This window comes from Qipengyuania sp. S6317L1, from assembly GCF_023015615.1.
GTDB lineage: Bacteria > Pseudomonadota > Alphaproteobacteria > Sphingomonadales > Sphingomonadaceae > Erythrobacter.
On sequence record NZ_JALKAJ010000001.1, the window covers coordinates 39,683 to 52,218 of the forward strand.

Sequence of the window (12,536 nt, forward strand, 5' to 3'; positions counted from 1 at the left end):
CAGCCTATGGCACGAAGAAATAGTGGACGAGGTGGAAGAAGACGGGCGCTGCAAAACTCACCGAATCCATCCGGTCGAGCGCCCCGCCGTGCCCTTCGATCATGGTGCCCCAATCCTTTGCGCCGAGCGAGCGCTTCACTGCCGAAAGCACCAGCCCTCCGGCAAAGCCTGCAAACACGATTGTGAGCGCGAGAAGCCCGGCCTCCCAAGGCGCAAAAGGCGTAATCCAGAACAGCGCGGCGCCAATCGCGGCGGCGGAAAGCCCTCCGCCAATAAGTCCCTCCCACGTCTTCGCAGGGCTCACGCGCGGGGCGACCTTGTGTTTGCCGAAAAGCTTGCCGAACACATATTGCAGCACGTCGGAAATCTGGACGACGGTGATAAGGAAGAAGAGCAGCAGGAAATTGTCGGAGTAACCCGGAATGTCGAGCAGCAGCAGCGCGGGCGCGTGGCTGATGCAATAGACGCCAAGCATGAGCGCCCATTGGATCTTTGCACTTCGTGTAAGGAAGTCGGCGGTTTCGCCTTTGAGCACCGCGAGGAGCGGCAGTAGCAGGAACGCCCAGACCGGGATCAGGATCGAAAAGAGCGACTGCCAATCGGTATAGATCAGCCAATACTGAAGCGGGATAAAGAGGTAGAATGCCGCCACAGTTGCGGTGTGGTCTTCTGCCCGCGTTGGTGTGATCGACAAAAATTCGCGCAGCACGAAGAAGCTGGTCAGCGCGAACAGGACGACGGTCACCCCTTTGCCAAACACGAAAGCGACCGCGAAAATCGCAATCATGAACCACCATGCCTTGATGCGCTGGTTCAGGTTCGCGACCGTTGCGATGCCGCCCTCGCTGGTGACGCGGCGTGAAAGGACAAAGCCGATGCACGAGGACGCGAACAAAAGGGCAAAAACTCCGCCGAAAAGCGTCGCCATCGTAGGGTTAATCGTAAGGTTGAGGTCAGGCATCATGCGTCGGCTCCCGACAGTTCAATGATCGCTTTTTGGGCGCGGTCGAGGAAAGCGGCCTTGGCCTCGCCTTCTTCAAGTTTGATCGGCGCACCGAAATGCGCGGTCGAACTGATAGGAGCGGGCAGGATCGCGCCTTTCGGATAAGCGCGTGCGAGATTTGTCAGATAGACGGGCACAAGCTCGGCCTGCGGAAAGCTTTTCGCCAGGTGATAAAGCCCCGACTTGAATGCACCGGGCAACGCTTCGGCGCGCCGTGTGCCTTCGGGGAAGATGATAAGCGATTCGCCAGTATCGAGCACTTCGCGCAACGGGGCGAGCGGGTCTTTGCTGCCGGTGCGCTCGACCAGCACCGCATTCAACACCTTGAGCGCGACAAACCGCTGCACCGGACCGCCTCCCCAGTAATCGGCCGCCGCGACGGGATGCGTCACCGCGCGCAAATACCCCGGCAGCGCGCCGCACACGATGATCGTGTCCATGTGGCTTGCGTGATTGGCGAAATAGATGCGTTGGCGCGTTGAAGGTTCGCATCCTGCCCAACGCGCCCCGCCCCCGACCAGAAACCTGGCCGCGCCGAACAGCGCCTCTCCCACCAGACGCGCGATCATTCGCCCGCCTCCCGGAAAGATCCTTTCGCGGCGCGCAGCAGATCGGCGATGCGGTGGAGGCGGATGGCGCAGGTAAGCGCGGCGCCACACCCTATCAGCCAAAGCCCCAATATCATCGCAAGCGGGCCAGCGAGCACGAAGCTTCCGACCACTGGCGAAGGCCAGAAGAAGCACGCAATAGCCGCCAAAGTCAGCACAAACATCCGGTGCTGTTTTGCCATGGGGCCGACAAAATCCTGCTCAAACCCGAGCGACCCGCCCAGCGCGCGGATGTAGGCTGTGCCAAAGGCAAGAACCGTCGCCCCGTATCCCAGCTCCGGTACACCGCAGGCATAACCCGCCGCGATCAGCAGCAGCGCGTCCTCAATCCGGTCGGGAAATTCATTGTAGAGCGGGCCCGTCGCCGAACCCTTCCCCTGTTCGACCGCAACCAGCCCGTCGAGCATATTGGCAAGCAGCCTGAGTTGAATGCCCAGGCCCGCGCCAAGCCAGAGCCACGGGCTGCCATTGGGTGCGGCGATAAATGCCCAACCACCGGCAGCAGCAAAGAAAATTCCGATCACCGATATGGCATTGGGGGTAAGGCCTGCGCTTGCCAAACCCTTGGCCAATGCCTTTGCCCATCCGGCACTGCGCGTTGCCAATGGACGCCTGTTCTCAACTGTCACTGGTGCGATCCCCTGCCCCGATTACCCTCATCGAGGGTCAGTCTATCGCGGGCAAGGATTAAACAAAAGCTTGTTTCCCATAACAAAAGCCGCCCGGCACCAAATGGTGCGGACGGCTCTTGCCGGGGTTATCCGGTTGTCTACCTCGACAGATCGTCGCTGTTACGCTCCGCCGGGTTCCAATCTTCCTGCAGCACAGGCTCCACCAGCCCGCCGCCTTTCACGCCAAAGGTGTAGTCAGAGGCGTCCGGCTCCGGTTCTTGTTGCAGCGAATACGGTTCTGCGGTCGAACCGATGTTAACCTGCGTCGTTACCTGATCGCGGGCATCGGACGCGCTTTCATCCTGGTCGAGGCCATAGGCATGGCGCACTTTGTCCAAAAGACCGTTCATCGCGCTTGTCGTCTCTGATTCCGGCGTAAGCGAGGCGATCAACTGACCGGGCGTCTCGTTACCAAGATGCACAAATTGCGGATTGGTGTTTGGCGCGGGCGCATCAGCACCCGGCCTAAGCTCGGTCTGCTCATACTGGCCAATCACGCTGCGAGGCGCGCCGTCTTCGCGAAAAATCGGCTCCTGCGGGCCGGTGCGCTCGGGCTCCATCGGATTGCTGCCTTGTGTGAGCGTGATGTTGCGGCTGTCGCCGGTTGGGAAGGGCCCTTTGATCGGATTGTCGTCCAGTGCCATGAGAATCTCCTGTGATTCGTGTTTGCTTGGGCGCCGCCTGAAAAGCGGGGGGAAGAGCGGCGCGGCTTCACCTAAACAATGGGTAAGGGGCCCCGATTGTTCCGAAATAGCTGCAATTGCGCGGCGTGCATGTTAAGATGATGCACAGCTTGCAAGCCGCCCTCGGGGCGAGGGGAGGCCAATCGCCCCGACTCAGATTTTGCACGGTTTATCCCCGAACAATCATACGTGCTTGCCTTAAGATTCGTAGCTGGTTCACCTATATGGGTCAGCCACTCAGGAAACAGGGATACACAAGATGTCGTTGCTCGAAGCCCGTAACACCTACAAGCCGTTCGAATACCCATGGGCTTACGAGTTCTGGAAACGCCAGCAGCAGATCCACTGGATGCCCGAGGAAGTGCCTCTGGGCGAGGACTGCCGCGACTGGGCGCAGAACCTGACCGATCATGAGCGCAATCTGCTCACGCAGATCTTCCGATTCTTCACTCAGGCCGATGTCGAGGTGCAGGATTGCTATCACGACAAATATGGCCGTGTGTTCAAGCCGACCGAGATCAAGATGATGCTCGCCGCCTTCTCCAATATGGAGACGGTGCACATCGCGGCCTATTCGCACCTGCTCGATACCATCGGCATGCCTGAGAGCGAATATTCCGCCTTCCTCGATTATGAGGAAATGGCCGACAAGCACAATTACATGCACCAGTTCAGCGTCGACACCGACGAGGATATCGCCCGCACGCTCGCCATGTTCGGCGGCTTTACCGAAGGGCTGCAACTGTTTGCGAGCTTCGCCATGCTGATGAACTTCCCTCGCTTCAACAAGATGAAGGGTATGGGCCAGATCGTTAGCTGGTCAGTGCGTGATGAGACGCTGCACTGCGAAGGCATCATCAAGATGTTCCACACGTTTTGTGAAGAGCGCGACTGCCTGACCAAAGCGGTGAAGGAAGACATCATCGACATCTGTCAAAAGACGGTGCGCCTCGAAGATGCGTTCATCGACCTCGCCTTCGAAATGGGCCCGGTTGAGGGCATGACCGCGAAAGACATCAAGAAATACATCCGCTACATCGCCGACTGGCGTCTGGGCCAATTGAAGCTGCAACCGATCTACATGATCGACGAGCACCCGCTGCCATGGCTCAGCCCGCTTCTGAACGGCGTCGAGCACGCCAACTTCTTCGAAGCGCGCGCAACCGAATATTCCAAAGGCGCAACCAAAGGCGACTGGAACACCGTATGGTCCAGCTTCGACAATCGCCAAAAGGCGAAAGTTGCGAATGAAGAAGCGCCGGAGGACGATGGTCCGGATATGTTCGAAGCGGCGGAGTGAGGCTGCGGAGTAGCGGCTGTAATCAAGAAAATGGCACTTGGCACTTTCTTCGAGCAAGCAAAGGGAGAGTTCTTTAGAAGCCCGATTGCAACCACCGTGACAATTTTCGGAGCGCTGTCTGGTCTAGGAGCTTTTCTGCTCATACCATGGCTGAAAATCCCCGAAGTCGTTTATCCAGGCGATGGTAGATCGTCGCTGGCATATATGTTCGCGTCCCTGACAAGCCTTGGCGTAGCTGTTTCGTTCGCTTGCGTTTCAAACTTCGTCTATCGGAAAGCCAAGCTGGCGAGCTTTATCGTATCAGTCCTTCTTGCTTCTCTGAGCATCCTTTTTGTTTCCTTATTGGTTTCGAATGTCGGTGTCGGTTTCCCGATAGGAACGCCGTCGAAAGAAGCGACAGATCGCCTCATATTCTGGGTCCATGTGTTCGTTTTTGTTTCGATTAACGGTGAACCGATCCTCAAGTCGGTGGTGGCCACATCATACAATCCTGAAGACGATCGTGCAGACGTAGGTGTTTTCGCCGTGCTGGCCCTCGGGATGCTTCTTTGGGGAGGGCTACTGGCACAGTCTCAGGTCTTACTTCTTGGTGAGAATCTCGCAGCCAATGCGGAGATGTCGCAAGAGTGAGATCCTTTGCCCCCCTTGAACGCGTCCCGTAGGCGGGAACGACTGGTTCTGGCCTGCGATCCTCACCTTTCCGATTGGTGGGTTTCTAATCGTTTGCTTCTGGTGATTGGCCTTGCACTTCCCCCTCCCGCTTGCGGGAGGGGTTAGGGGTGGGCTTGGCTTGGTCGGAGCCATCGGCGAAGTGCCTACCCTGCTGCTGGCGGGCAGTTCACCTTTCGCTTAGCAATCCTTGCTATCCGTCCGCCATGAGCGAAATCGAGAAACTCAACCAGAGCAAGCCAAGAAAGATTGGCGAAGTCGAGTGGAGCGAGAGCGGGATGCGTCTCTCTCCTGTTCAGCGCGTGGTCGAGAGCGATTGGTTCTGGCCTGCCATGCTCACCTTTCCGATTGGTGCGTTTCTAATCGTTTTCTTCTGGTGATTGGCCTTGCCCTTCCCCCTCCTGCTTGCGGGAGGGGTTAGGGGTGGGCTTGGCTTGATCGGAGCTAGCAATACATCCCACCCTGCTGCGACTAACCTCGGCTACGCCTGGCTAAGTCTCGCTTTCCCTCCCGCAGGCGGGAGGGATTACTTGCGCATTTCTCTAATCTTGGCGCTTATCGCTTGGACTACGCCATCGGTGTTTTCGTGCACTTCGGCATTGGTGAAACGTAGGACGGTGTAGCCCTTGGCTTTCATCCACTGATCGCGAGCCGCATCCCGCTCAGGCGCGACGTCATGGCTGTGGCCGTCGAGTTCGATCACCAGATTAAGTTCGCGGCACAGAAAGTCAGCATAATACGGCCCGACCGGCATTTGCCGGCTAAATTTTGCGCCTTGCTGCCTGCGGGCGAGGTGTTCCGCAGGCGTGGCTTCGCGGCGCAGGGTCCGCGCGCGCCGAGTGTTTCTGGGGTGCCAGTTAGGCATCGACGGATGATGGCTTATAGATTTGGATTTGCCCGGCCTCTGGCTCATCCCCCTACCGATATTCCCCTTTCTCATAGGCCGTTACAACGCCGGGGCTTGGGACGCGGCAGGTGCTGGGCGCGTCGAAGAAATAGAGGCAGGCGGGCCTCCCCTCGCGGTATTCCACTCTGACAGATCCGCTGGATGGAGTGCCCATCTGGTTAAAGCGGTATCGCGCGCTGATCGACAAGGGGCGCCCTGCGGAGTCTTTCCGGGTGACGGACACGTTCGACACACTGCCCCGCATATAGCGGTTGAACATCCACCCACGCGAATTTTCTGCAATCAGCGCATCTACCAACTTGCCATAATTGGAAGGAACATAAGCGCCCCCGCCGCCTCTGGTCGAGGCAAGCGTTGCCCCGTTGGCCAATCGCAAGGGCGCGCTGCCAGACCCGAACCTTTGCAGGTTCGCCTGAAACCGTTTAAGCGCGGCACTCGTGCAGGAATTCTGTGTCAGCAGCCGGTCCATATCGCCTTGCGCGGCGAGCGCGACATCCGTCATTCGCCGCGTTTGCGCACCCGGGTCCCCGCGCTGGGGGATGATCGAGCCAAGGATTTCGCGCGACTGTTTCCTTTCCAGCCTGCCAGAGATCTCCATCAGCGCAGGATCGGCAAAGCGGCCCGTGCCGTAGGTTTGATACTGTGCGCAGGTGCGGCTGACTTCGACGCCAAAACCGTTGCGCGTCACGCGATCCGCCACGCATCGCTGCGCAGTGATTTCAACCCTGTTAGCCGGCAAAGCGCGCGGGCATTTGCGCGAAAAGGCGTCGATGTAGTTTTGCAAAAGGAAGGCGTAGGCGTTTCCCTCTGGCTCCAGCCGCGCATTGGCAAAATCGCCCAGATAAATCGCCTGCACTTCGCTTTCATAGTTAAGGCCATCCGCCTTGAGACTGCTAGCGCCAAGTCCCGATTGCGCAGAAAGACTGGCAAGGCCAATGCAGGCGGCAAGACCCACGACCAGGTGTGCTGAAAAACGCATTTATATTATCCCCCCAATTGCGCGGCTATGGATACTTCATAACGGGGCCAAGAAAAAGCATCGAATTTGGCGATGGGCCTGAAGAGTTTATCTTTCCTACAGCTTTGCAGGCCACCTTGCGTGGATGATCGATCTTCATTGGTTGCTTGATCCGGCCAACATCATCACCGCGCTTCTCGCAATGAATTTCGCAAGCTTCGCGGCGTTTGGAATTGATAAGTCGCTGGCGGAAAACGGGGCGCGGCGCATTTCTGAAGCGGCTTTGCTCAATCTGGCATTCTTTGGCGGGATTGGCGGGGCATATGCGGGGCGCGCGCTTTTCCGGCACAAGACGCGAAAGCAGCCCTTTAACCGCCATTTGCACACCATTGCATTCCTGCAGCTTCTGACAGCGGTCTTTGCGGTCGTGTTCTTCTGGTAGCCGAGTGGGGGGTGAGCTTTCCTACAGGTTCCGCCGCACGCTAACTCACAGCCCATGACGAAGCGCCCGCCCCAATTGTTTTGCCCTCCTCAAACGGTGCGCTGCGGGCGACAGTCTTTTCTGCCCCTGAACACTGTCTCAAGTGTCTCAAAACGTGTGATTTCGCGCGATTTCTCAGGGGATTGATACAGATCAATTTCCAACAGGCCCCGCGCGCCTAATCTTGCCCACATCACCAAAGGGAGGCCCAAAATGTCACAGCACACACCAAACGAGCTCACCGAAATCTTCAAACGCGACCGCGATCTTATCACGAAGCTTAAAGGCGAGGACGCGCATTTTGCCCGCCTTGCCGAGGAGTATCACGAGGTGAACCGCGAAGTGCACCGGATCGAAGCAGAAACCGATGCGGCGAGCGATGAGCGGTTTGAAACGCTCAAGAAACAGCGCCTTTCGTTGCTGGACCAGATCACCGCTATCGTTGGCAAAGCGCGCGAGGCGGTTTAGAATGATCGGTAAATGCCATTTTCGACCAACGCATTGAAAGGAATAACGCCATGTCCATCCTGAAAGCCGCCGTGCCCGCTCTTGCTGTATCTGCGCTCGCTCTTGCCGCCTGTGCGCAGGAGGCCGAAGAAACGACCTACGAAGTCGATGCCGAAGATGTGGGCGGCGGCGAATTGCAGGTTGCCGATCCGCAGGAAGGCGAAGTGCCCGTCGACCTGCCCGAGACACCGATGAAGAACGTCGATCCCGAAGCGGAAGGCGAAGAGATGAGTGAGCAATAAGCGTAAGCAAACGCTTTGCAGGCGTTCTGACCTGCCCCATTAAAAGTCCAGACATTAAGGGCCTCCCGGACAAAAGCGCGCGCCGCTTTATGTTCGGGAGGTTCATCTTTTTTACCGGTTCATCGCGCCGCGAAAATCGCGCTCATGAACCCGGTTTGTCATCGCAACCTTTCCCGACCTGCGCGATTTCTCGGAACGCAAATGATGGTCCGGGCGTAGTAGCTGCAACCGCAGACACGAAAGGTCCTCAAGGCGATGACTAAAACGCAAACCAAAGCCCCCCTTGCAATCCTGATTGCAGCGCCGGTTTGTCTTGGCCTTGCTGGTTGCAACACCGAGCCGGAGGTCATCGAAGAGGCGCCCGTTGAAGAGAGCACTGTCGTCGATGCGACAGCTCCTGGCGTTGGCGCTGGAAACCCAAATGGCGATGCCGAGCCTTCGACCGCCGTGCCGGGTGAAGACGTCTACGGCGACACGAACACCGAAGAACCGACCCCGCCATCGGGCGCCGAACCGACCAACAATATCGAATACCAATAAGGCGCGATGCGCGCTCTTACTCCAGAATTTCACCTAATCTGGCAATCGACAAAGGAATTGCTCATGAATGTCCCGTTTCGCAAATCTGATCTCGCCCGCGCTACCGCGATGGCTGCTGGTCTTGCGCTTGGCCTTGGCGCCTGCACGAGCGAGGCTGACAGCGTGAATGCTGGCTCCGATGACAGGCCAGACAGTGTGGGTGAGCCTGCAACCAACGATATCACCGGCGAGCAGATCGAAGAAGCTGTGCCTGGCATCGAGGAAGCCAATCCGGATGGCACCAGCCCCAACACGGCTGATCTTGGTGATGAAGAAAACGCCGAATTTCGCGATATTGACGAAGAGCCGCCTGAGCTGGACGATATGTAAGCCACTTCACCGGTGCGAGCCTGGCTCGCCCAATAATACATAACAGCGCGCGCCAGCCCTTTCCGCTCGGCGCGCGTTATGTTTTTTCGAAGCAGAAAAGGCAGGTTCGGGGTGCGGATGTATCCGGCATTATCCGAGCAAGGAGCAGGTGCTACTCTCCCCCGTGTCCCCACGCAGGCTCTGGCGGCTCGACTTCTCGGGTAAGGTCGAACTCCACGCGGAACAGGCGATCTTCGGGCGCGCCGCCCTCCTTGGTGCGCTTGAGCTGATAGGCGAATGTCGCAATGTCACCGCCCGCTGGATCGACCTCAACTGACCAGACATTTGTGACCGAGGCATCATAGCCCTGAGCCTTGAACATATCGACGCTGTATTGATCGACGGGAAAGCTCTGAGCGCGCGCTGTGCCTTCATCGACGGTGTCCCCGCCATATTGGGTGAGTTTGTCTTCCTCGCCGTCCTCGTGACGGTGATCGTGCTTGAGCCGCAGGCCGATGGGCGTTTCGCCTTCACCGTTCATATGAGGCACAAAGGTGCGGGTGATTACCCATGTGCGCGAGCGGTCCCATTCGCCGTCCAACTGCACATGGAAGGGCACTGCGATGCGATCGTCTGAGCATTCCGATACGTGCATAATCATGTCAGCGCCGACGAAGTCCGCATCCGCTGCATCCTCGCTCACAAGGCCGCCGGCATAGGCCTTGCCGCAATGGCTGGAGAGGGCCTGCCAGAACTCGTCTTGAGGCGATGGTGGGACAGGGCCTGTCGGTTCAGCCCCGCAGGATGCGAGTGTGATGCCTGCGCACAGTGGGGCGGCGAATTTGGTAAAATGCCTCATAGGCAAGCGGTATAGCGCAAGGCTGCCGCTTGCCTAGAGCCCGAAACCGACAGCGCAATCCGCGTTCGGCGCTGCGAGTGCTATGCGATGCCTAGAAAAGCAGGGTCTTGGGATCGGGCATGGGTTCCTGACGCTGCGCCTTGAGCAGGCTCAGAACGCTGCGCACACCAACCCAGACGGCGATCAATGGCATAAGAAGGATACCGATAAAGACGACCGACAGGACGCCTGCGACAACGAAGCCGGCAAAGCCGAACCAGAACGTGCGGATGAGATAATCAAAGTGCGATGCAGCCCACGCCGGCTGGTTTTCGTTCTGCCACACGTGAGCCAGAACGATGCCGACAAGTCCGGTGATGCCGGTGATAAAGCTTGCAAGATAGCACAGCGAAATAATCGTCGGCTGATTGAAATCGAACCCTGAATTGGGTGCAACTTGGCGGTTGTCGTCTGGTTTTACTGGTTCGGTCATGTCTGATCCCCCGTTGATGGCCGTCTTCGAATTGGGGCAGTCTAAGCAAAGCTACGCAGTGATGGAAGCTATTTTGCGCACCAGTCGACCGGGCTTGTTCCCCAGCCGCTTGGCGAAGCAAGGCCGCTTTCAATCATCGCATCGGCCAATGTTTCGTGACCGCCTTCGGTTTGGCGGCGTGCGGCGCGCAGTTCCCTGCCATATTGGTCGCGCGGTGGCTCATCGGCGCCGTCCCATTCGAACGCGCCTTCTTGGAGCCATTGGTAAAGCCGCAGGCGGGCAGCGCGGGCGAGCAGGACCTCTTCCTCGCATGCGCCATTGAGTTCGGGCGCATCAAAGCCGGTAAGGCGGATGCGGCGGTGGTTGGGGCGCGAGCCGAGGAAAAGTGTATCGCCATCAATAACGCAGCCAGCTGCGCGATTGCCTTCGCCGCAAAGGGCAAAAGGATCAGTGACGCGCACCCAACCGTGTTCGGTCACAGCAGGGTGAACCGCAAACCACCACAGCCCAATGGCAATGGCGGCGAGCACAGGGACGCGCCACACAAGACGCCGCCGTTTAGTGCCAGAAGAGCTATGCCGGGGGCGTCTGCGAAATCGGGGGCGGGATGGAGCGCGCGGCATGGAACGCGAATGCTAGCACGCGAAGGTCAAATGAGAAGGGGCAAGCACATGAAAAAGGGCCGCCCAGCTTTCGCTTGAGCAGCCCTTGTATCAAACTATTTAGGGGGGCGGTTAGCCGATGTTCTCGGTCTCTTCGAGCGAGCCGAATGTGCCGTCGGGCCGCTCTATGCTTTCGCACGTGCCCGCATCGACATAGGTCCACGCATTGCCTTGGTAATCAATCACCGAAGTGCCCTGACAACTCATGCCCGGCGCCGCTGCACAGCTGTTCTGACCAGCGAGCGAGATACCATAGCATTTCTCTTTTTCGCCCTCGCCAGCGGCCGCCATAGCCTCTGCCTCGGTGTTCGCTGCGCCCTCTTCGCTGGTTGATGCCGGAGCCTCTGCCCCGCCACCGCAAGCCGCGGCCAAGCCTGCGGCCGCTGCCAGTGCGATAGACCCTTTAATACGCGCCGTGTTCATAATCTGTCCTCCGTCCAATTTGCGAAGACCCCTTTTGGCAAAACCTGATAGGGGCCTTGCCGGCAAATTCGCGAGGCGAAGCTAAACGGTTACAGTCCGATTGGCAAAAATTGATAGCGAACGTCACAGACGCTTTCCTCAACCCTCCCAAACCGCTAAGCGCCGGTGCGAATTGAGGCAGCGGCGCGCTGCGCGATAAAGCGAGACAAATCCATGGCTCCATCCAAGGGCAATGATGCAAGGGTAGACCTTGCGAAAACCGAGGTTCTGATTGAGGCGCTGCCGTATTTTCAGCGTTACGCTGGCCGCACTTTCGTGGTGAAGTATGGCGGGCACGCAATGGGCGATCCAAAGGCCGCGCGCGATTTTGCCGAAGACATCGTGCTGTTGAAAGCGGTGGGCATCAACCCGGTTGTCGTCCATGGCGGCGGTCCGCAAATCGGCGATATGCTCAAACGGCTGGGGGTTGAGACGACCTTTGTCGATGGTCTTCGCGTCACAGACGAAGCGACCGCGAAAGTTGCCGAAATGGTCCTTTCAGGCGCAATCAACAAGGAACTCGTCGGCTGGCTCTCGAGCGCAGGCGGCAAGGCGCTGGGCCTGTCGGGCAAGGACGGCGGGCTCGTGACGGCGCGCAAGGTAAGCCGGACGACCAAAGACCCCGAAAGCCTGATCGAGCGCGCGGTGGATCTGGGCTTTGTTGGCGAACCTGCCCATGTCGATACCTCGGTCATCGACACGGCAGTCAACGCCGGCATGATCCCTGTGATTGCACCAATTGCCGGGGGCGAAGACGGCGCGACCTATAACATCAACGCCGACACGATGGCGGGCGCGATTGCGGCGGCGCTTGGCGCGGCGCGGCTGTTCCTGCTGACCGATGTGGCAGGGGTGCTCGATGGTGACGGAAAGCTTTTGAGCGATCTTGAGCCGGGCGATGTTGCAAGGCTCATTCGCAATGGCGTTGTCAACGGGGGCATGGTGCCCAAGCTCGAAACTTGTGTGACGGCGGTCAATTCGGGTTGCGAAGCGGCGGTTGTGCTCGACGGGCGGGTGCCCCACGCAATGCTGCTGGAATTCTTCACCGCACGCGGCGCGGGAACACTGGTGCGTGCTTAACGGTTGAGTGACTGACGGCTTTTTACCGGAGCAAGGGCCACCACTAGAAAAGGGCGTGTTAGTCGGCTAATACGCCAGCCAAGG

19 protein-coding genes are annotated in these 12,536 nt (G+C 58.5%); 9 read left to right on the forward strand and 10 right to left on the reverse strand.

What is annotated here, in order from left to right:
• Nucleotides 1-4 precede the first annotated feature (4 nt).
• From MWU38_RS00200 to MWU38_RS00215, 4 genes are all read right to left on the reverse strand, one after another.
• Nucleotides 5-964 carry a phosphatidate cytidylyltransferase gene (locus tag MWU38_RS00200; protein WP_247269817.1) on the reverse strand — a complete coding sequence of 320 codons (960 nt, stop codon included), beginning with the start codon at nt 962-964 and terminating at the stop codon, nt 5-7.
• Nucleotides 961-1,572 carry a lysophospholipid acyltransferase family protein gene (locus MWU38_RS00205; protein ID WP_247269818.1) on the reverse strand — a complete coding sequence of 204 codons (612 nt, stop codon included), beginning with the start codon at nt 1,570-1,572 and terminating at the stop codon, nt 961-963. Before MWU38_RS00205 ends, MWU38_RS00200 begins: the two co-directional genes overlap by 4 nt.
• Entirely contained in the window at nt 1,569-2,240 is a 672-nt protein-coding gene (locus tag MWU38_RS00210) for a CDP-alcohol phosphatidyltransferase family protein (RefSeq protein ID WP_247269819.1), read from the reverse strand. The genes MWU38_RS00205 and MWU38_RS00210 overlap by 4 nt, the downstream gene beginning before the upstream one ends.
• A 140-nt stretch (nt 2,241-2,380) precedes the next feature.
• A complete protein-coding gene (locus tag MWU38_RS00215) occupies nt 2,381-2,926 on the reverse strand; it encodes a hypothetical protein (RefSeq protein ID WP_247269820.1) in 546 nt (181 codons plus the stop codon).
• Between the two features lie 298 nt (nt 2,927-3,224).
• Between MWU38_RS00215 and MWU38_RS00220 the strand changes: the two genes are divergently transcribed.
• The 3 genes from MWU38_RS00220 (at nt 3,225) to MWU38_RS00230 (ending at nt 5,314) form a co-directional block, all read left to right on the forward strand.
• Nucleotides 3,225-4,265 carry a ribonucleotide-diphosphate reductase subunit beta gene (locus MWU38_RS00220; protein ID WP_247269821.1) on the forward strand — a complete coding sequence of 347 codons (1,041 nt, stop codon included), beginning with the start codon at nt 3,225-3,227 and terminating at the stop codon, nt 4,263-4,265.
• Nucleotides 4,266-4,295: 30 nt separating this feature from the next.
• Nucleotides 4,296-4,895 (forward strand): hypothetical protein, encoded by a 600-nt coding sequence (locus MWU38_RS00225; protein WP_247269822.1) that lies wholly within the window; start codon nt 4,296-4,298, stop codon nt 4,893-4,895.
• Between the two features lie 245 nt (nt 4,896-5,140).
• Nucleotides 5,141-5,314 (forward strand): hypothetical protein, encoded by a 174-nt coding sequence (locus MWU38_RS00230; protein ID WP_247269823.1) that lies wholly within the window; start codon nt 5,141-5,143, stop codon nt 5,312-5,314.
• 146 nt (nt 5,315-5,460) lie between these two features.
• Here the strand turns inward: MWU38_RS00230 and MWU38_RS00235 are convergent, their stop codons facing one another.
• Nucleotides 5,461-5,874: a DUF559 domain-containing protein gene (locus tag MWU38_RS00235; protein ID WP_348646851.1), complete on the reverse strand. Its 414-nt coding sequence runs from the start codon at nt 5,872-5,874 to the stop codon at nt 5,461-5,463.
• Nucleotides 5,852-6,820 carry a hypothetical protein gene (locus tag MWU38_RS00240; RefSeq protein ID WP_247269825.1) on the reverse strand — a complete coding sequence of 323 codons (969 nt, stop codon included), beginning with the start codon at nt 6,818-6,820 and terminating at the stop codon, nt 5,852-5,854. The genes MWU38_RS00235 and MWU38_RS00240 overlap by 23 nt, the downstream gene beginning before the upstream one ends.
• 124 nt (nt 6,821-6,944) lie before the next feature.
• Between MWU38_RS00240 and MWU38_RS00245 the strand changes: the two genes are divergently transcribed.
• The 5 genes from MWU38_RS00245 to MWU38_RS00265 all read left to right on the forward strand — a co-directional run bounded on the left by MWU38_RS00245 (nt 6,945) and on the right by MWU38_RS00265 (nt 8,938).
• A complete protein-coding gene (locus tag MWU38_RS00245; protein ID WP_247269826.1) occupies nt 6,945-7,241 on the forward strand; it encodes a DUF1294 domain-containing protein in 297 nt (98 codons plus the stop codon).
• Between the two features lie 252 nt (nt 7,242-7,493).
• Nucleotides 7,494-7,748 carry a YdcH family protein gene (locus MWU38_RS00250; protein ID WP_247269827.1) on the forward strand — a complete coding sequence of 85 codons (255 nt, stop codon included), beginning with the start codon at nt 7,494-7,496 and terminating at the stop codon, nt 7,746-7,748.
• A gap of 50 nt (nt 7,749-7,798) precedes the next feature.
• A complete protein-coding gene (locus tag MWU38_RS00255; protein ID WP_247269828.1) occupies nt 7,799-8,029 on the forward strand; it encodes a hypothetical protein in 231 nt (76 codons plus the stop codon).
• A 255-nt stretch (nt 8,030-8,284) separates the two neighbouring features.
• The gene (locus tag MWU38_RS00260; protein ID WP_247269829.1) at nt 8,285-8,569 is read left to right on the forward strand and encodes a hypothetical protein; all 285 of its coding nucleotides are present in this window, start codon (nt 8,285-8,287) and stop codon (nt 8,567-8,569) included.
• A 63-nt stretch (nt 8,570-8,632) separates the two neighbouring features.
• Nucleotides 8,633-8,938, forward strand: a complete 306-nt coding sequence (locus MWU38_RS00265; RefSeq protein ID WP_247269830.1) for a hypothetical protein — start codon at nt 8,633-8,635, stop codon at nt 8,936-8,938.
• Between the two features lie 151 nt (nt 8,939-9,089).
• Here the strand turns inward: MWU38_RS00265 and MWU38_RS00270 are convergent, their stop codons facing one another.
• The 4 genes from MWU38_RS00270 to MWU38_RS00285 all read right to left on the reverse strand — a co-directional run bounded on the left by MWU38_RS00270 (nt 9,090) and on the right by MWU38_RS00285 (nt 11,333).
• Nucleotides 9,090-9,776: a hypothetical protein gene (locus MWU38_RS00270; RefSeq protein WP_247269831.1), complete on the reverse strand. Its 687-nt coding sequence runs from the start codon at nt 9,774-9,776 to the stop codon at nt 9,090-9,092.
• A gap of 91 nt (nt 9,777-9,867) precedes the next feature.
• The gene (locus MWU38_RS00275) at nt 9,868-10,248 is read right to left on the reverse strand and encodes a hypothetical protein (RefSeq protein ID WP_247269832.1); all 381 of its coding nucleotides are present in this window, start codon (nt 10,246-10,248) and stop codon (nt 9,868-9,870) included.
• A 68-nt stretch (nt 10,249-10,316) separates the two neighbouring features.
• The gene (locus MWU38_RS00280; protein ID WP_247269833.1) at nt 10,317-10,778 is read right to left on the reverse strand and encodes a hypothetical protein; all 462 of its coding nucleotides are present in this window, start codon (nt 10,776-10,778) and stop codon (nt 10,317-10,319) included.
• A 204-nt stretch (nt 10,779-10,982) separates the two neighbouring features.
• The gene (locus MWU38_RS00285; protein ID WP_247269834.1) at nt 10,983-11,333 is read right to left on the reverse strand and encodes a DUF2282 domain-containing protein; all 351 of its coding nucleotides are present in this window, start codon (nt 11,331-11,333) and stop codon (nt 10,983-10,985) included.
• Between the two features lie 213 nt (nt 11,334-11,546).
• Here MWU38_RS00285 and argB point away from each other — a divergent pair, with 213 nt between their 5' ends.
• Nucleotides 11,547-12,452 (forward strand): acetylglutamate kinase, encoded by a 906-nt coding sequence (gene argB / locus MWU38_RS00290; protein WP_247269835.1) that lies wholly within the window; start codon nt 11,547-11,549, stop codon nt 12,450-12,452.
• Nucleotides 12,453-12,536: the final 84 nt, after the last annotated feature.